Raw genomic sequence first — 18,083 nt, 5'->3', positions numbered from 1 at the left:
CGAAACGACCGTGCGCCGCGTCCCGTTCGTTCGGACGAAGCGAAACGTAGCGCCATCGAACCCGGTGAGGGAGTCGAGCCCGGTTCCCCGGCTCGCTCCCGATTCCGGAATCATCTACTTGACGCCATTCCCGGCGACCCACTGAAAGCCGAGACCGGTGATCCCGTTCACCAGGCTCTGGAAATCCTGGAACCCGGGCGTGCCGAGGTCGGGCTCGAGCCAGAACGGATGGAAGAAGAAGGATGCGAAACCATCCCGAACCGTCAGCGCGTACTGTGCATTCGTGTAGAGATCCTGCCACGTGTAGGACAGGCACGAGAACGGATCGATACTGCAGATGTTGTATTCGACGTTCCCGAGGTTCTCGGGCAGCACCCGTTGCCCGTAATAGTCGGAATTGATGATGTACGGGAAGAATTGCCCGACCGAATAATCGTGATTCGGCGCGGTCGAATTCAGGTTCGGCTGATCCGACGTGTAGTAGACGACCCGCTGGTACGTCGTCTTGAACAGCGGCGGAACGGCCTTGATCGAAAGGGGCGACGACTGGTAGTGCGGCGCTTCCCACGCAAAGGGAACATAGCCGTTCGTCGACAGTTCCAGCAGGCCCGCTTTCAGACGGTTCGATGCCCACTGTGTCGAATCTTCGTCCACCGGACGGTTCTGCGTCGCCAGCCAGAACTCGTAGTCATTGCCGCTGACCGCGTTGTCGATGTTCGGCGTCGAATTGTATTGATGTGTGTAACCGTGCATCACGATACTGCCGCCCCGGATCAGCGCGTAATTGAGCGCCTGCTTCAGGCTGCTCGCCTGCGCGAGGTGTACGATCAGCGGCACACCGCCGTTATAGGCACCGAGCGGATCTTCGTACAGCGGGATGGTTGCAATCGAAAACGGAATGTTCTTGGAATACATGTAGTCGGTCAGCGTCTTCATCGACGCCGAGGTCGTGAACGCGTTGACGTCTTCCAGACGCACCATCGCGCGATGCAGCACCGGCTGGTTGGTCCCGAGAATGTCATGCAGCAGATCGCAGATCACCAGGTACCGGTCGCGCGGCCCGATGTACGAGAACGGCATGTCGGCGAAGTACCAGAAATTGCCCGCGCGCATGACATAGGGCGCCTGCGCACCGGTCTGACTGTCCTTGATGGTGACGAGTACACTGGCCTTCGTCGCATCGGACACCGCGGTGACGCCGATGTCGGGGTCCGCGCTGACGACGCCGGTGCTCGCGTTGAACGCATAGTATTTGACCATGCTCATGTTCTTGTAGAGCACCGTGTCAAAGAAGTCCGGGTTCGGGTTGCTGCTGGTCGGCGCGTAGGCCAGCCCGCTGATCCCGCTAAAGGTGAATCCGTAGCGGGCCGTGAAGTTGTACGACGGATCCCACGCGACTTCCCACAGGTTGTCCTTGAACCAGACGACCGTCTTCGACGTCTTGGCGACGTCCGACAGAAATGCGGCAGGAAGGGTGTTGTTGTAATAGCTCCCCAGATAGAAAGTCGCCTGGTACTTTTCGACGGTTCCTGCCGTGTAGCTGTCGACGGGCGCAAGCGTGACGTTGGTGTTGAAATGGCCAAGCAGGTTGCGCAGCATGATCGCGTAAGCCATGCCGAGCTTCGTGTACGGGTCGTTCGGCGGGGCGTCATAGAGCACGAGGACGTTCGCCGTGGTGGTCTGGGCGAGCACGGAGGATGGCATCTGGCCGAATGCGAATCCGAGCACCAGCACCCATGCGAGAACGAGCTTTTTCATTGTGATCTCCTTCGTGCTTAATCGCGCTGAATGTCGCCGTTGGCCCGACGATGTTTGCCTTCGTTGAAGTTCGGTTCCCTGCCATGCTCGCGCTCGGCATTCCGCTTCTCTTCTTCCGGCACGCCTGGCACGATCTCCGTCACGACGGCCGCGCGCGGTGGCGGCTCGACGCGTTTGTGTGAGGCGGAAGCACCGGACGCTCCCGCGTTGCAAACGGGGCTCATCAATGCCGTCGCGGACAAGATCGCTGCACATGCCACGGCAAGCTTGAGTGGGGATTTCATTGGAGAACTCCTTTCACTGGTCTCTGCGCGAAAACCGGGGGTCTGTCATCGGAACAACGCCTGGCCTGAGCATTGAGTGTCTGGGGATCGCGAACCCTGGGGGATGTCGATGCCTGAAACAACCTCGTACGAATTGCGCCCCGCATCGTCACTTGCGTGACGACGGAACCGCCGCCGGCGTCGGTCACGTCGCCCTGTGATGACCGCGACTGCACCCGCAAACGGCAGACACCCGATGCGTGTGTCGAGCGTGCAGTTGCGGCCCTCGTTTGCTCATCACACCGACCACGCATGCATTAACGATGCCAGGCACCGTTCCATGGAAGCGGGACGGCAACAGACGAAGGAGGAGGACGTCGCAACGCAAAAAAAACGTAACGCCAAAGAAACGCGGGGCGACGATGCAGCGTGGTACCGGCTCCATGGAACATCGATGCCGGCAGGGGGAGAGGAAATGCGTTTCGACTCTGCGCGTGGTTTGCGGCCGAGCCGGTGGGGTGAAAAATGCTATGGATCACGAATCGCGGGGGCTCGACACCCTGCATGTCGAAACGTTTCGATCCTGAGAATTCGCGCTGTCCCGTGAAGACGGTCCTGTCCGGCGCAATTCGCCCGTGGCCACGCGAACTTGTCCGGGAGCGTGAACCCTTTGTCGTATGACAAAAGACGATCCTCCTGCAATCGTCAATCAGGTACCAGGATGGCTTTCATCGCATGCGGTCATTCAGCGACGCGCCTCGGCGGCGCGGCCTGACGATACGACGGCCGCGACATAGCGGAGGTTGACACCGAACACGGCCGGCCAGGCCATGCGGCCGAATCCGTCCGCCAGAAAGTCGACGCACACCCGCACCTTCGCCGACGCAGCCAGCCGTGCCGGATACACCGCCCACACGTTCGCGGGATGCGCGACGTCGGGCAGCACCTGCACGGGCGCGCCGCTGTCGAGCAGCGCGCGCACGTCCCATATCTGGCGCAGCACGATGCCGCGCCCCGACATCGGGCATGCGTTCACGACGATCGCCTGTAGTAATGCTGCGCCAGCGCGACCCAGTACCGGACACCGGCCGGGATGATTTCGTCGTTGAAATCGTATTTCGGGTGATGCAGCGACGGTGCCGCCGCGCCCTCCGGCGCATTGCCGATCAGCACGTAAGCACCGGGCCGCTCCTCCAGCATGAAGCCGAAATCCTCCGACGTCATGTTCGGCGGCACGTCGCGGTACAGGCGTTCGCCACCGAACGTGTCGCCGATCACCGCTTCGCACAGCGCCGTCTCGGCCGGCGTGTTGACCGTCGCCGGGTAGTACTGGAAAAACTCGACGTCGACCTGCGCGCCATACGCACGCGCCAGCCCCTCGCACGTGAGCTGCACATCCGTCTGCAGTTTCTGCTGCAACGCGGACGACAGCGTGCGGATCGTCCCGCGCAGCTCGACGCTGTCCGGAATCACGTTGTCCGTCGTGCCCGCATGGATCATGCAGACGGAAATGACCGCAGGGTCCACGGGATCCTTGTGCCGCGCGGCGATGGTCTGACACTGCAGCACCATCGAACACGCGAGCGGAACGGGATCGATGCCCAGATGCGGCTGCGCCGCGTGCGCGCCCTTGCCGGTCACCTTGATCCTGAAGCGCGAGCCCGCGGCCATGATCGGGCCGGTACGCAATCCGAAATGCCCGGCAGGCAAGCCGGGCCAGTTGTGCATGCCGAACACCGCTTCGGTCGGGTATTGCTCGAACAGCCCGTCGTCGATCATCTTGCGCGCGCCCGCGCCGCCCTCTTCGCCCGGTTGGAACACGAAATGAACGGCACCCGGCAATGGCGGCAGTTCCTTCAGGATGCGCGCGGCGCCGAGCAACATGACGGTATGGCCGTCATGCCCGCATGCGTGCATGATCCCGTGCGTGCACGATGCGTGCGCGAAGTCGTTGGCTTCCTGGATCGGCAGTGCATCCAGATCCGCACGCAGCACGATGCCGCGCGCCGGGTCGGCACCGGGCAGGCTCGCGACGACACCCGTGCCGCCCAGCCCACGCGATACCGCATAACCGAGCGCTTCAAGCTCGCGGGCAACGACGTCGGCGGTCCGGTGTTCTTCGAATCGCAGCTCGGGATGCGCATGCAGATCGCGCCGCAGCCTTGCCCAGTGCGCGTGATGCGCCTGCAGCGACGTATCGGGAATGACAGGTTTTTCCAATTTCGGCACCTTCCGAAAATAAGCGGCTTCCAGTCCGTGCTGCCGCCGCGTTCGCACGCAGCGGCTGCGTCAGTCGTAAAAGCCGATGATCGACTTGATTTCCATGTAGTCCTCCATCCCTTCGATCCCGTACTCGCGGCCGTTGCCCGACTGCTTGTAGCCGCCGAACGGCGCCTGCGGATCCCATGCCGGATAGTTCAGATGCACCTGCCCGGCCCGGATGCGGGCGGCCACCGCGCGCACGCTTTCGTCGTCGCTGCCCTGCACATGCGCGCCGAGCCCGTACACCGTGTCGTTCGCGATGGCGATCGCTTCTTCCACGGTGTCGTAGGGAAGGATCGCGAGCACCGGACCAAAAATCTCCTGTTGCGCGATCGTCATGTCGGTGCGCACGTCGGAAAAAATGGTCGGCCGCGCGTAGAAGCCCCGATCGAATCCCGCCGGCCGCCCCGGGCCGCCGGCGACGAGCTTCGCCCGTTCGTCGATGCCTGCGTCGATCATCTGCGCGACCCGCCCGAATTGCGCGCGATTGGCAAGCGGCCCATGCGTCGTAGCCTCGGCGAACGGATCGCCGACCACCAGCCGTTCCACTGCCGCGACGGCCAGTTCCTCGACCGTACCGAGCACTTGGCGCGGCACGATCATGCGGGTCGGCGCGCTGCACGACTGGCCCATGTTCCTGAATGCGGCGGCCACGCCGGGTGCGATCGCCCGCTGCAAGTCCGCATCCGGCAACACGATGTTGGGCGATTTGCCGCCGAGCTCCTGCGCGACGCGCTTGACGGTCGGCGCCGCTGCCTGCGCGACCAGCACGCCCGCGCGGGTCGACCCGGTGATCGACACCATGTCGACCTCCGGATGCGACGAAAGCGCGGAGCCGACCTCCGCACCATTGCCGCTCACCAGGTTGAATACGCCTGCCGGCACCCCCGCGTCGGCGATCACTTCCGCGAACAGCAATGCGCTGAGCGGCGACAGCTCGCTGGGTTTCAGGACGACCGTACAGCCGGCCGCGAGCGCCGGGCCGACCTTCGCGGTGATCTGGTAGATCGGCCAGTTCCACGGCGTGATCAGCGCGCACACGCCGATCGGCTCGCGTACGATCGCGGTCGTCCCGCGCCGGGAAACGAACGGATAGCGCGCGAGATTGTCGCGCGCGACCCGGATATGCTCGGCCGCGAGCGGCACGTGCGCGGCGCGTGCATAGGCGATCGGCGCGCCCATCTCGGTGGCCAGCGCCATGGCGAACAGTTCCGTTCGCTCCAGCATCAACGTGTGGACGCGATCGAGCAGCGCGGCGCGCGCCTGCGGCGAAGTGGCCGACCACCGTTCGAACGCCCGGCGCGCGGCGGTGACGGCCCGGTCGGCGTCACGTGCGCTGCCGAGCGGGATGTCGCACACCGTGTCCTCGGTGGACGGGCACACGACCGCGAACCGGTCGCCGCCGTCGGGCAGGACCCAGTCGCCGTCGATGAAGAAACGATCCAGCCTGCCGGCTTGCATCAGGTGACGAACGGGGGAAATGACGGATGAATTCATTGCAGGATGTCCTTGAGGCGGTACTGCACGCCCGCGAACGGCACGAACGACGGTCTGCCGAAGCGGTCGGATATAACGGGCCGGTCGAAGCTTGTCGACGGGTTGAGATGGGCGCGTCCGTCGACCGTCCGTCGATGATTCGCGCCATCGGCATGACCACGGTTCGCGCCGTGGCCGCCATCGCCCCGCGTACTAGAAATCCGCGACCTTGCCCCACGCGGAATCGCTGAACCGTTCCGGCCGATACGGCACCGGGTCGACCAGCGGTTGCGCACCGGTCGCGAGATCCGCGATCAGATGCCCGGCGCCCGGCCCGATTCCGAAGCCGTGGCCGGAAAACCCCGCGGCAAGGATCAGCCCCGGCACACCCGGCACTTCGCCGATGCCCGGCACGCCGTCCGGCGTACTGTCGACGAACCCGGCCCATGCGTGCGTGATCTTCGCGTCGCGAAGTTCGGGAAACAGTTCGGCGGCGCGCCGGTAGGTTTCGTTGACCGTCGGCATGTCCGGTTTCGGATCCAGAATGCGCACCGCCTCCATCGGCGTCGGTTCATCGAGCTGCCAGCGCTTCAGCGTTTCATGCCCGCCGCGCACGCCTTCGAGCCAGCCCGGCAGAAGATTGCGCCAGCGCTTCGCGAACATCGGCAAGAACTGCGGTGCGAAGCGCAGGAACTGCGGCGTCACGTCCACCCGCGCGCGACCGCTGATCGCCAGCGCGTAGCGTCCGTCGCTGCGGCGTGTCACGGACACGCCGGACGTATACATCGCATCCGGCAGCGGATGCTCGACAGGCGACACGCTCAGGATCGACTGACGGATCGACGCCTGCGGAAAGCGGATGCCGAGCTGGCGGCAGAACGACGACGCCCATGCGCCGCCGGCAAGCACGACCGTCCTGGTCTTGATGACACCGGCCTCCGTGACGACACCGCCGACACGCCCGCCCTCGAGTTCGATGCCGCGCGCCGCGCAGTGCTGGTGGACACTGCCGCCGAGCTTCATCAGCGCGGCGGCGACGGCCGGCGCGGCCTTCTCCGGGTCGGCCGTGCCGTCGGTCGGCGAAAAGACGCCGCCTTTCCACGTCCGCCCGGTCGCATGCCCGCGCTCGGTGGCCTGCTTGCGGTCGAGCATGTAGGTCGTCACGCCCGCGGTCTTCGCGAACTCGCCCCAGCTGGCCCAGCGCGACAGCTCGGCCTCGTCGTTACTCAGGTACAACAGCCCGCAGCGATGAAAACCGGTGTCTTCGCCGGATTCGGCGGCGAATCGTTCCCACAGATCGATGCTCTTGCTCGCCATCGGCAATTCGCGTTCGTCGCGGTTCTGCTGCCGGCACCAGCCCCAGTTGCGGCTCGACTGCTCGGCACCGATTCGCCCCTTCTCGACGAGCGCGACCGATACCCCGCGCCGGGCGAGGTAATAGGCAGTAAAGACGCCGATGATGCCGCCGCCGATCACGACGACGTCGGCCGATGCCGGCGGCGTGGGCGAGGTTTCTATAAGGCGCAGCGGTGGGGACATGGTCAGTCTCGTTCGGTTGAGGCAGGTACGTTCTGCACGACGTAAAACTTCGCGACGCGTTCGCTGCTTTCCCACCCGATCGATGCGCCGCGCGGCACGAACAACGCATCGCCGGTGCCGAGCGACAGCACGCTGCCGTCGGGGTCGGCGAACCGCACGCTGCCGGCCAGCAGGAGCATGAACTCGTTGACGCGATGCGGGCGAACGATCCGGTGATAGGGCGTCGAATCCCACGTACCGGCGCAATACCCGGCGCCGTCGTCGAGGAACACGTTGTCGCTGCGGCATTGTGGTGCGGGGCCGAGCAGCACCTCGGGCGGCAGCGATGCGGAAGGCTTGAAGTCGGCGTCGGCCCGCAGCGGAAACAGGCCGTGTTTCGTCGGCGTCGTGCACGCGGCTGCGCAGAACATCAGCAACACGCGCGATTCCGCGTTGATGCGAACCGCCGTGCCGGCGCCGATGACTGCCCCTTCCCCCGGCCCGAGCACCAGCGGAGCGGCCCCGGCCGCTTCGAGCGTCAGCTCGCCTTCGATGACCGCGATCGTTTCGATGTGCGGAAAGCGCGCCACGTCGAGTTCGCCGACGAAGGCGATACGTCCCGCGGCCATCGAGTCGGGCCCTTCCCACGCGATCTCCCGATGTCGCGCAAAAGGATCGCCCTCGCCGAATGCCTGCTTGCGGAACGAGGTGGAACAAGGCGCGCCGTCGGCACGATGCAACACGAAAGCTGCGGTCATTTCTGCTCCTCTGCAGTGCGCGGCGGCCGGATCGAAAACCGTCGCGCAATATTGGAAATCTCCGTTCGCCGGCGAACCCGCCGGAATCCCGTCAGGTGTGCAAACCGCCCGCACTTGCGCCCGCGTGGCGTTCGGTGTGCGCGCGCGCCGACGTCGTGCGCGCCGATGCACCGCCCGGTCGCGCGACCACGCAAGCGCGCGGCGTGATCCCGAGCACGCGCCGAAAATGCCGGCACAGATGGCTCTGGTCGAAGAAACCGACGTCGGTCGCGACGACCGACGGCGCAACACCGGCACGCAACAGGTCCTGCGCGCGCCGCACCCGGACGAGGCACAGATACCGGTGCGGGGACAACCCGGTTTCGCTGCGAAAGCGCGCGGTGAAACGCGATACGCTCAACCCGGCCACCGCCGCGAGCGTGTCGAGATTCAGCGGCTGCGCGAACGACGCGTCGATCGTGCGCAGCACATCGCCGATCGCCGGCGAGACAGGCCGCGCGACGCGCGGTGTGCATGGCGTCGTGTCTTCGACCGAATCGTGAATCAGGTCGAGCATGCTGGCAGTCCTCATGTCGCCGCCTGCGGTGTCACGCCCGGCAAGGCGGCGCCCGCTGACGGGCAAACGAAACGCGCTGTCATGTTGAATTCTCCCCGGCGCCCGCTTCAGTGCAGAAAATCCTGCACCCGGTAATACGCGCCGACGAACGGCAGGAACCACGCGTGCCCGAAATGCCCGGGCATCGCCGGCCAGTCGAGTTCGCGCCACGGATTCGAGGCCGTCGCGCCATACAGCACGTCGGCCATGACGCGACCCATGTGCACCGACATCTGCACGCCGTGGCCGCTGTAGCCCATCGAGTAATAGAGCCCGTCGTGCTGGCCCGCGCGCGGCAGCCGGTCGGCGGTGATGTCCACCAGCCCGCCCCAGCAGTAGTCGAGCCGGACGTCGGCCAGTTCCGGGAAATAACCGGCCATGCCGGCGCGCAGGATGTCGCCGCTTTTCGCGTCGGAGCGCGGGCTCGACATCGCGAAGCGGGCGCGGCCGCCGAACAGCAGCCGGTTGTCGGGTGTCACGCGGAAGTAGTTGCCGATCTGGCGCGACGTCACGTACGCACGGCGATGCGGCAACAGCCGGTTCAACTGCGCGTCGGCGAGCGGCTCGGTCACGACGATGAAGCTGCCGACCGGCGCAATGCGCCGCCGGAACCATCCGAACGGGCCGTGCTGCGACGCGCCGGTCGCGACGAGCACGCGATCGGCGACGATCCTGCCGCGCGTGCAGGTGATCGCGTGCCGCTCGCCGTCGAGCCGGTCCAGTTGCGTGACGGCCGCATGTTCGTAGACGCGTGCGCCCGCGCGCACCGCCGCGTGCGCAAGCCCGACACCGAACTTGCCCATGTGCATCTGCGCACCATTGCGCTGCAGGAGCCCGCCGTAGAAGCCGTCGGACGCGACTTCATCGCGAATCCGCTCGGGTTCGATCAGTTCGATGTCCGGATCGACGTCGCGCCGCAACGCGTCGAACGTCTTCGCCAGCCCCGCGAAATGCTGCGGCTTCGCGGCGAGCTTCAGCTTGCCCGCGCGCCGGAAATCGCAATCGATCGCGTGTTCGGCGACGATCGTCTCGACGCTCTTCACCGCGCTTTCGTAGGCGCGATAGAACTGCTTCGCCGGCTCCGCGCCCATGCGCGCGGCCAATGACGCGTAATCCTGCGCGACGCCCGTGTTGCACTGGCCGCCGTTGCGGCCGGACGCTTCGCCCGCGACCTGCGCGGCTTCGAGCACGACCACCGATACGCCGCGCTGCGCCAGCGCGAGCGCCGCCGACAAGCCGGTAAAGCCGCCGCCGATCACGACCACGTCGGCGCGCCCTTCGACGGGGCCCTCGCAGCCGGCACGAAATGCGGGGCGCGTATCCAGCCAGTACGATTCGAATTTCATCGGGTCCTTCTCGAGCTTGTCGGCGACGACGATCGGCTGCCGTTCATGGGAAATCATTTAATCACCATCAAAAACCGCAGTTGCCGCGTATTCGCGCACGGCACGCGCGCAAATCGCCGTTTTGTGCGACCGCCGCAGCAGACTATGCGGTGCGCCAGCCGCCGCGTCGCGCACGCCGAACGGAGGCGTGTCGCGCATCACAGCCGCACGGGCTGCACGGGCGCGGCACCGGCCTGCGTCGGCTCGGCCTGGAAGCGCGCCAGGTCTTCCTCGTTGCGATGGCACAGCACCTGCGCGCCGTTGTCGAGCTTGCGCAGCACCGGGGGCGTCCGGTTGCAGACGCCGTCGACCCGCATCGCGCAGCGCGACAGGAATGGACACAGCTCGCCGTCGTCCGCACGCTCGCCGATCGGCACCAGCGGCCGATGGCAGCGCTCGGCCGCATCGTCGAGCCAGCCCGCGCGCAGCTCCGGCGCGGACGACACGAGCAGGTGCGAATACGGGTGATAAGGCGGCGCGCACAACGCATCGCGGCTGCCCGTCTCCACGCGGCGGCCCGCATACAGCACGACGATGTCGTCGCTGATCGCGCGCACCTTCGCGATGTCGTGCGTGATGAACACGTAGGACACGCCGAGCTTCGCCTGCAGGTCGCGCAGCAGGTCCATGATCGCGGCGCCGACCACGGTGTCGAGCGCCGACGTGACTTCGTCGCACAGGATCAGGTCGGGTTCGGCCGCGAGCGCGCGCGCGAGGTTCACGCGCTGCTTCTGCCCGCCCGACAGCTCGCCGGTGCGCCGCGCGGCCACCGCCGGCGGCAGCCGCACGAGTTCGAGCAGCTCCGCGACGCGCTGCCGCGCACGCGCGCCCTTGATCCCGTGGTAGAACGCGAGCGGCCGCGCGAGCGTGCGCTCGACGGTATGCACCGGATTGAGCGCGGTGTCGGCGTTCTGGAACACGATCTGCACGCGGCGGTGCTGCTCCTTGGTGCGCTTGCCGATATCGCGCGCGAGCGGCTCGCCGTCGAGCAGGATCTTCCCGGCCGCCGCCGGCACCAGGCCCGCGATCACCTTGGCGAGCGTCGTCTTGCCGGAGCCCGATTCGCCGATCACGCCGACCGTCTGTCCGCGCCCGATGCGCAGGTCGACTTCGTTCAGGATCAGCTTCGCGGGCCAGCCCTTCGCGTTGCGGCCGCCGTAACCGGCGACCGCGCCGCGCACCTCGAGCAACGGCGCCGGGTCGGCCGGCGCCGGTTTCCCGTCGCGTTGCGCATCGTTCGGCGTGACCGCCGCGATCAGGCTCTGCGTGTACGGGTGTGCCGGCGCATGCAGGATCTGTTCGGTATCGCCCGTCTCGCGGATCACGCCGTCGCTCAGCACGACGATCCGGTCGGCCATCTGCGCGACCACGGCCAGGTCGTGCGACACGTATACCGCGCTCATCCCGTAGCGCCGGATCACGCTCTTGAACGCCTGCAGCACGTCGATCTGCGTGGTGACGTCGAGGGCCGTGGTCGGTTCGTCGAGAATCACGAGCTCCGGATCGGTGATCAGCGCCATCGCGGCCATCAGCCGCTGCAACTGCCCGCCCGACACCTGGTGCGGATAACGCTTGCCGATCGTCTCCGGCTCCGGCAGCGCGAGCGCGCGGAACAGCTCGACCGCCTTTGCCTGCGCATCGCGCTTCGACATCGTCCGGTGAATCAGCGCGCTCTCGATCACCTGGTCGAGGATCGTGCGTGACGGGTTGAACGAGGCAGCCGCGCTCTGCGCGATATACGCGACCTTGCGGCCGCGCAGCGCGGCCAGGCCCGACGCCGACAGCCTGCACACGTCCGTGCCGCCGATCTTCACCGAGCCGCCGGCGATCCGGCAGCCGGTGCGCGCGTGGCCCATCAGCGACAGCGCGATCGTCGTCTTGCCCGAGCCGGACTCGCCGATCAGCGCGAGCACCTCGCCGCGCCCGATCTCGAAGTCGACGTCGTGGACGATCGTCGTTTCCGCGGCGCCCGGGCGACCGCCGACAACGCGCAGCCCGCGCACCTCGACGAGCGGAGTCGATTGATCTCGCATCAGTGTTCTCCGGCGGCCGCGGCCGCGCCCTTGCGGCGGCCGCGATGCGGCAGGCCGTCGATCAACAGGTTGACGCCCACCGTCAGGATCGCGATCGCGACCGCGGGCATGATCGCGACAGCCGAACCGTCGCCGAGGCTCGCGATGTTCTCGCGCACGAGCGAGCCGAGGTCCGCATACGGCGGCTGCACGCCGAGCCCGAGAAAGCTCAGGCCGCTCAGCAGCAGCACGACGAACGTGAAGCGCAGGCCCGTATCGGCGAGCATCGGATGAATCATGTTCGGCAGCATCTCGACGCACGCGATGTACAGCGCGCTTTCGCCGCGCGCCTTCGCGACCTGCACGAATTCGAGCGTGCTGATGTTGACCGCCAGCGCGCGCGCGATCCGGTACGAGCCCGGCATGTAGCTGACCGCGGCGGTCAGGACCAGCAGCGGCAGCGACGAGCCGAACGCGGCGACGAACATCAGCGCGAACATCTTCGACGGAATCGACGTGAGCGCGTCGAGCAGCCGGCTCATCGTCTCGTCGACCGCGCGGCCCGACACGGTCGCGAGCAGCCCGAGCGTCGTGCCGGTCAGCGCGGCGAGCAGCACCGCGGCGAGCGCGAGCAGCACGGTCAGACGCGTGCCGTACAGGATCCGGCTCAGCATGTCGCGGCCGAGGAAGTCGGAGCCGAACGGCAGCTTCGCGCTGAACCGCGCGAACACGTCCGGCGTGACGATCGCGCCCACGTCGTGCGGCGCGAGCAGCGGGGCGAACACCGCGATGAACAGCATCAGCCCGACCATCGACAGGCCGACACGGCCGCCGGCCGTCAAGTCGATGCGTGCGGCACGGCGCTTGCGCGGCTGGTCGGGGGCCGGGGCGGCGGGCGGCGTCGCGCCGCCCCACGGCGGGCGCGGTTCGCCGGACGGCGGCAGCGTGTTGCTGCGTTGAACGGGGTCGGTCGGGTGCATGGGCGGCATCTCGGGAGAAGGACGGGACGGTCAGGTCCGCAGTCGCGGGTTCGACACGATCGAGCACAGGTCGGCGAACAGCACGAGCGTCAGGTACGCAACGCAGAAAATCATCGTGCACGCCTGGACCAACGGGAAATCGCGATTGCTGACGGCGTCGACCATCAGGCTCGCGAGGCCCGGATAGTTGAAGATCGTCTCGACGACGATCACGCCGCCGAGCAGATACGACAGGCTCAACGCGATCGCATTGGCGATCGGGCCGATCGCGTTCGGCAACGCATGGCGCAGCACGACGCGTGCAGGGCTCGCGCCCTTGAGCACGGCCATCTCGACATACGACGCGCTCAACTGCTCGATCACCGCGGCGCGCGTCATGCGTGCCATCTGCGCGATCACGACCGCGCACAGCGTCAGCACCGGCATCGCATACGCACGCAGGAAATCGTGCAGGCTTTCGATCTCACCGCTGTACGACAACGCGGACAGCCAGCGCAGCTTCACGGCGAACACGAGCACGGCGACGGTCGCGATCAGGAATTCCGGCGTCGCGACGAGCGACAGCGTGCCGAGGCTGATCACGCGGTCGACCAGCGACTCGCGCTTGACCGCCGCGAGGATGCCGAGCAGCAGCGCGATCGGCACCGACACGGCGGTCGTGATCGCCGCAAGCGTGAGCGACTTCGGCAGGCGCCCGCCGATCATCTCCGACACCGGCATGTCGCCGGACAGCGAACGGCCGAAATCGCCGTGCATCAGGCCGGCGAGCCAGTGCGCGTAACGCACGTGCGCGGGCATGTCGAGGCCGAACTGCTGGCGCAGCGCGGCAACCGTCTCCGGTGTCGCCGACTGGCCGAGCGCGGCCTGCGCGGCGTCGCCGGGCAGCAGGTTCGTGATCGTGAAGATGATCGCGGACACGATCAGCAACGTCAGCGCGGTGACCGCGATGCGCCGGACGATCAGGCCGATGAGAATTCGGTTCATGAAGCGACACTCCCGAAAAGGCCGCGCGTGGCCGGCGCGGTCACCCGCACCGGCCGCACGGCGGCCGCCAGCAACGACGTCACGCGTTCCACCACACGTGCTCGGCGAACATGAAGCCCATCATCCCGCCGGTCGGGATCGAACCGAGACCGGCGAGCCGCTTGTCGTAGCCGTCGAGGAAGCTGATGAAAGCCGGAATGCCGACCCGCCCCTGCTGCGCCACGATCACCTGCATGTCGCCGTACATCTGCTTGCGCTTCGCGTCGTCGGTTTCCGAACGCGCGGCGAGCAGCAGCTGGTCGAACTTCGCGTTCTTCCAGCCCGACTCGTTCCACGGCGCATCCGACTTGAAGAACTGCGTGAACAGCACGTCGGCGCTCGAGCGCGGGTTGATGTTGCCGAAGGTGAGCGGGTGCTTCATCCAGTGGTTCGACCAGTAGCCGTCGGGCGACGCGCGGTTGACCTGCAGGTTCAGCCCGATCTTCTGGCCGGCCTGCTGCAGCAGCACGGCCATCTCGACCGACCCGTTCGCGTCGGACGTCGCATACATCGGCGGCAGCGTGACGCCCAGCGCGCCCGCCTTCTGGAGCAGGAATTTCGCCTTGTCCGGATCGTGCGCGCGCTGCGGCAGCGACGCGTTGAAGTAACGATGCCCCGGCGGAATCGGCTGGTCGTTGCCGATCACCGAGTAGCCGCGGAACACCGCCGAGCGGATCTGCTCGCGATCGAACAGGTACTTCATCCCTTCGACGAAATCGGGATTCGAGACGATCGGGTTGTCGCTGCGCACGATCAGGTCGGTATAGAGGCCCGACTTGGTTTCCTTCAGCGCGTAGCCCGGCGTCGACGAGACCCGCTGCGTCGAGCGCGGATCGATCGCGTTGATCAGATGCACGTCGCCCGACAGCAGCGCGTTCAGGCGCGCGGCGCTGTCGCCGATGCCGATCAGCTCGATCTCGTCGAGATACGGCCGGCCCGGCTTGAAGTAGCTGTCGTTGCGCACGCCGACGGTCGACACGCCCGGCTTGAACGATTTGAGCTTGTAAGGGCCGCAACCGATGCCGGTGCTGAAGTCGGTCGTGCCGTCCTTGACGATCACGAGCTGCGGCGTCGCGAGAATCACCGGCAGATCGGCATTCGCGCTGACCAGCGTGAGCGTGACTTCGTCCGGGCCGCTTGCCTTCGCGTCGGCGAACTGGTCGGCGAGCGGCTTGACCTTCGATGCGGTGGCGGCGTTCTTGTGGCGCATCAGCGAATACACCACGTCGGCCGGGCCGACCGACTTGCCGTCGTGGAACGTGACGCCCTTGCGCAGCTTGATGACCCACGTCTTCGCATCGGTGGTCTGCAGCGACTCGGCGAGGTTCATCTGCGGCGTCAGGCTCGCATCGAGCTGCGTGAGGCCGCTGTAGAACATGAAGAAACGAATGTAGTCGGCGCCGGTCGAGCCCTTGGCCGGGTCGAGTGTATCGGCCGTCGAACCCGATTCGTTCGCGACCCGGATCTTGCCGCCGCGTTTCGCCACGGGCGCCGCGAATGCGGACGCGGGGTTCATCAGGAGTCCGCCGGCGCCGGCGGCCATCATGCCGCTCGCCGCCATGACCTTCATCATGTCGCGGCGAGTGAAACCACCGTTGCCGCCGCCGTTGTCGATATCGTCGCTCATCCGAACTGCTCCTGACTGTTGAAAGTGGGGTCTGGGGTCCAGCGTGGTTCTCGAATCCCGCAGTGCCCGCTTGCTGGTGGCGGGCGCAACGTCGTACACATGCAATTCATTTAAGCATCGCCAAAATGCGGTTTGTCGCGATTCGGGCCGCCCGCACGATACGAATCGACCGTTTTGAGCCGCCCGCGCAGCATGAATTGCTGCGTGCGCCCACGTGTCGCCGTGCGCCCGGCGGCGTGTCGCGGTGGTTGCCCAACCCGTGTCGATGCAGGAAATCGTAAGGCCGCAGCCGCCGCAGATTGCGCCGACAAAATTGTCCGTTCGGCATCCGGCGCGCGTTTGGCACACGCAAACCGCACGTTTGTGTCGAATGCGTGTCCGCATGCCGATGACGGCTGAAACGCACGGTGTATTGCGGCAGATCGCCGCATGCACGGGCGTCGACGGTGGGGATCGCGACGGGACGTCGCGCGGGAAAGCTCAGAAGAATGCCGCTCGATCGGAACGGCTTGGCGGGAAGACGGGAGGATGACGGGACCGCCGGGAAACCGGACCCGTGCAGTCGTGCAGTCGTGCAGTCGTGCAGTCGTGCAGTCGTGCAGTCGTGCAGTCGTCAGGAATCGTATCGCCATGCGGCGACGCGCGCGTCACCGGCATGTCGGCGCGCACGCCGGGCGCATGCCGGCGCGGCCCGAGGCAGGCGCAATGATGCGCTGGCCGGCAGTGAGCGGCGCGAAGCCGTCAGGCAGCGAGCCGGAATACCGATACGGCGGCCCGCAGGCGCGCCGCCTGCTCGTCCAGCGACGAAGCGGCCGCCGCCGCCTGCTCGACGAGCGCGGCGTTCTGCTGGGTGACTTCGTCCATTTGCGCGACCGCCAGCCCGATCTGTTCGATGCCGGTGCTTTGCTCGGCCGACGCCGCTGAAATCTCGCCCATGATGCCGGCCACCCGGTCGATCGACCGGACGATCTCCGTCATGCGCTCGCCGGCCGTCTCGACGAGCCGGCTGCCGCTGCCGGCCCGCTCGACCGACGCGTCGATCAAGCCCTTGATGTCCTTCGCGGCCGCGGCACTGCGTTGCGCGAGCGAGCGGACCTCCGACGCGACGACGGCGAACCCGCGCCCTTCCTCGCCGGCCCGCGCGGCTTCCACCGCGGCGTTGAGCGCGAGAATGTTGGTCTGGAATGCGATGCTTTCGATCACGACGGTAATGTCGGCGATCCGCACCGACCCATCCGAGATCTGCCGCATCGTTTCGACGACCGCCTGCACGGCGGCGCCGCCGAGTTCGGTCGCATCCTTGGCCTGGGCCACGAGCGCATTCGCCTGGCGCGCGTTGTCGGCGTTCTGTTTGACCGTGGACGTGATCTGCTCCATGCTCGCCGCCGTTTCCTGCAGCGACGCGGCCTGCTGCTCCGTGCGCTGCGACAGATCCAGGTTGCCTTGCGCGATCTCGCCGGTGCCGGTGGCGATCGAGTGGGTCGTGGTCTGGATCTCGGCGATGGTGTCGGTCAGCCGCGCCTTCATGTCGCCCAGCGCGACGAGCAGGCTGCCGGGCGCGGCGTGCGCCGTATCGAACTGCACGTCCAGTTCGCCGGCCGCGATGCGGGCGGCGATCTGCGTCGCATGCGCGGGCTCGCCGCCCAGCGTGCGCCTGACGCTGCGCAGCACGCCCCAGGCGATGGCCGCGAGCGCCGCGGCGATGACGAGCGCGACGGCGCCGAGCACCATCGCGAGCCGGGCAAACGCCGCGTTGATGTCGTCGTAGAAAAATCCGGTGCCGATCCACCAGTTCCAGTCCGGAATCGCGACCACGCCCTGCAGCTTCGGCTCCAGGTCCGCGTCCGGGCTACGCTTGATCAGCACGTCGACGAGCGCGAAATGCGCCTGCGCCATCCCCGCGCGGTACGCCTCGCTGTCGGTCATGCCGCTGGTCGTGCGGTTGCCTTTCGCGCGCGTGCCGATGAATTTCGCGTTCGGGTGCACGAGGTTGACGCCGTCGGACGTCGTGACCCAGAAGTAGCTCTTCGAATTCGCGTTGAGCGCGGCCAGCGCGGCCTTGGCCTGCTGCTGCGCCTGCTCCTGCGTGAGCGTGCCGCTCGTCTGCAGCGCGCGATACGAATCGACCAGATGCTCGGCCTTGGTCAGCAGAATGACGATCTCTTCGCGGCGGCTGTCGATCAGCGCATCGCGCAGCGTGTGCAGCGACAACGCGGCGAGCAGGACGACGCCGAGCAGCGCCGCAGCGACGAGCAACAGCAGTTTGGTGGACAACTTCATGCGAGGGCCTCGAAATATTAACCGTTCGGTACATATATCGGCCGGGGTGGCCCCGCCTTGAACGACTCGATATCGGTAATTACCCTCGTTTCGTACGCTGATCGAACGCGTGACGGGGCGCGCCGGCATCGCGGCCGCGTCCCGTC

General features: G+C 66.8%; 13 protein-coding genes and 1 pseudogene. All 14 read right to left on the bottom strand.

The features are described from left to right. Window positions 1-114: 114 nt before the first annotated feature. The 14 genes and pseudogenes from DPV79_RS01460 to DPV79_RS01395 all read right to left on the bottom strand — a co-directional run bounded on the left by DPV79_RS01460 (window position 115) and on the right by DPV79_RS01395 (window position 17,937). A complete protein-coding gene (locus DPV79_RS01460; protein WP_048027378.1) occupies window positions 115-1,758 on the bottom strand; it encodes a DUF2334 domain-containing protein in 1,644 nt (547 codons plus the stop codon). 17 nt (window positions 1,759-1,775) lie between these two features. Beyond that, window positions 1,776-2,042, bottom strand: coding sequence for a hypothetical protein (locus DPV79_RS41900; RefSeq protein ID WP_124467537.1), 267 nt, complete (start codon window positions 2,040-2,042; stop codon window positions 1,776-1,778). A 724-nt stretch (window positions 2,043-2,766) separates the two neighbouring features. After that, window positions 2,767-3,042: pseudogene (locus tag DPV79_RS01455) on the bottom strand (hypothetical protein); the annotation flags it as partial. 11 nt (window positions 3,043-3,053) lie between these two features. Then, entirely contained in the window at window positions 3,054-4,241 is a 1,188-nt protein-coding gene (locus DPV79_RS01450) for a M20 aminoacylase family protein (protein ID WP_113044576.1), read from the bottom strand. A gap of 69 nt (window positions 4,242-4,310) precedes the next feature. Continuing rightward, a complete protein-coding gene (locus DPV79_RS01445) occupies window positions 4,311-5,780 on the bottom strand; it encodes an aldehyde dehydrogenase family protein (RefSeq protein ID WP_113044575.1) in 1,470 nt (489 codons plus the stop codon). A 192-nt stretch (window positions 5,781-5,972) separates the two neighbouring features. Beyond that, window positions 5,973-7,298, bottom strand: a complete 1,326-nt coding sequence (locus tag DPV79_RS01440) for an NAD(P)/FAD-dependent oxidoreductase (RefSeq protein WP_021156532.1) — start codon at window positions 7,296-7,298, stop codon at window positions 5,973-5,975. A 2-nt stretch (window positions 7,299-7,300) separates the two neighbouring features. Then, on the bottom strand, window positions 7,301-8,035 hold the full coding sequence (locus DPV79_RS01435) for a cupin domain-containing protein (RefSeq protein ID WP_060147576.1): 735 nt from the start codon (window positions 8,033-8,035) through the stop codon (window positions 7,301-7,303). Window positions 8,036-8,126: 91 nt separating this feature from the next. Then, entirely contained in the window at window positions 8,127-8,591 is a 465-nt protein-coding gene (locus tag DPV79_RS01430; protein WP_113044711.1) for a helix-turn-helix domain-containing protein, read from the bottom strand. A gap of 107 nt (window positions 8,592-8,698) precedes the next feature. Further along, on the bottom strand, window positions 8,699-9,976 hold the full coding sequence (locus DPV79_RS01425; protein WP_165843481.1) for an NAD(P)/FAD-dependent oxidoreductase: 1,278 nt from the start codon (window positions 9,974-9,976) through the stop codon (window positions 8,699-8,701). Window positions 9,977-10,173: 197 nt separating this feature from the next. Continuing rightward, window positions 10,174-12,048 (bottom strand): ABC transporter ATP-binding protein, encoded by a 1,875-nt coding sequence (locus tag DPV79_RS01420; protein WP_113044574.1) that lies wholly within the window; start codon window positions 12,046-12,048, stop codon window positions 10,174-10,176. Then, the gene (locus tag DPV79_RS01415; protein WP_021156526.1) at window positions 12,048-13,007 is read right to left on the bottom strand and encodes an ABC transporter permease; all 960 of its coding nucleotides are present in this window, start codon (window positions 13,005-13,007) and stop codon (window positions 12,048-12,050) included. Before DPV79_RS01415 ends, DPV79_RS01420 begins: the two co-directional genes overlap by 1 nt. A 30-nt stretch (window positions 13,008-13,037) precedes the next feature. Then, a complete protein-coding gene (locus tag DPV79_RS01410) occupies window positions 13,038-13,991 on the bottom strand; it encodes an ABC transporter permease (RefSeq protein WP_048027389.1) in 954 nt (317 codons plus the stop codon). Window positions 13,992-14,070: 79 nt separating this feature from the next. Beyond that, window positions 14,071-15,657, bottom strand: a complete 1,587-nt coding sequence (locus tag DPV79_RS01405; RefSeq protein ID WP_113044573.1) for an ABC transporter substrate-binding protein — start codon at window positions 15,655-15,657, stop codon at window positions 14,071-14,073. Window positions 15,658-16,398: 741 nt separating this feature from the next. Further along, window positions 16,399-17,937 (bottom strand): methyl-accepting chemotaxis protein, encoded by a 1,539-nt coding sequence (locus tag DPV79_RS01395; RefSeq protein ID WP_113044571.1) that lies wholly within the window; start codon window positions 17,935-17,937, stop codon window positions 16,399-16,401. Window positions 17,938-18,083: the final 146 nt, after the last annotated feature.

Source organism: Burkholderia reimsis (assembly GCF_003294055.1).
GTDB classification, from domain to species: domain Bacteria; phylum Pseudomonadota; class Gammaproteobacteria; order Burkholderiales; family Burkholderiaceae; genus Burkholderia; species Burkholderia cepacia.
The sequence above is the reverse complement of the archived record's forward strand: the minus strand, read 5'-3'. Positions and strand labels throughout refer to the sequence as shown.

What these genes read in the sequence shown, in the direction of transcription:
- DPV79_RS01460 (WP_048027378.1), bottom strand. Translation starts at nt 1,758, where the DNA reads ATGAAAAAGCTCGTTCTCGCATGGGTGCTGGTGCTCGGATTCGCATTC.
- DPV79_RS41900 (WP_124467537.1), bottom strand. Translation starts at nt 2,042, where the DNA reads ATGAAATCCCCACTCAAGCTTGCCGTGGCATGTGCAGCGATCTTGTCC.
- DPV79_RS01445 (WP_113044575.1), bottom strand. Translation starts at nt 5,780, where the DNA reads ATGAATTCATCCGTCATTTCCCCCGTTCGTCACCTGATGCAAGCCGGC.
- DPV79_RS01440 (WP_021156532.1), bottom strand. Translation starts at nt 7,298, where the DNA reads ATGTCCCCACCGCTGCGCCTTATAGAAACCTCGCCCACGCCGCCGGCA.
- DPV79_RS01435 (WP_060147576.1), bottom strand. Translation starts at nt 8,035, where the DNA reads ATGACCGCAGCTTTCGTGTTGCATCGTGCCGACGGCGCGCCTTGTTCC.
- DPV79_RS01430 (WP_113044711.1), bottom strand. Translation starts at nt 8,591, where the DNA reads ATGCTCGACCTGATTCACGATTCGGTCGAAGACACGACGCCATGCACA.
- DPV79_RS01425 (WP_165843481.1), bottom strand. Translation starts at nt 9,976, where the DNA reads ATGAAATTCGAATCGTACTGGCTGGATACGCGCCCCGCATTTCGTGCC.
- DPV79_RS01420 (WP_113044574.1), bottom strand. Translation starts at nt 12,048, where the DNA reads ATGCGAGATCAATCGACTCCGCTCGTCGAGGTGCGCGGGCTGCGCGTT.
- DPV79_RS01415 (WP_021156526.1), bottom strand. Translation starts at nt 13,007, where the DNA reads ATGCACCCGACCGACCCCGTTCAACGCAGCAACACGCTGCCGCCGTCC.
- DPV79_RS01410 (WP_048027389.1), bottom strand. Translation starts at nt 13,991, where the DNA reads ATGAACCGAATTCTCATCGGCCTGATCGTCCGGCGCATCGCGGTCACC.
- DPV79_RS01405 (WP_113044573.1), bottom strand. Translation starts at nt 15,657, where the DNA reads ATGAGCGACGATATCGACAACGGCGGCGGCAACGGTGGTTTCACTCGC.
- DPV79_RS01395 (WP_113044571.1), bottom strand. Translation starts at nt 17,937, where the DNA reads ATGAAGTTGTCCACCAAACTGCTGTTGCTCGTCGCTGCGGCGCTGCTC.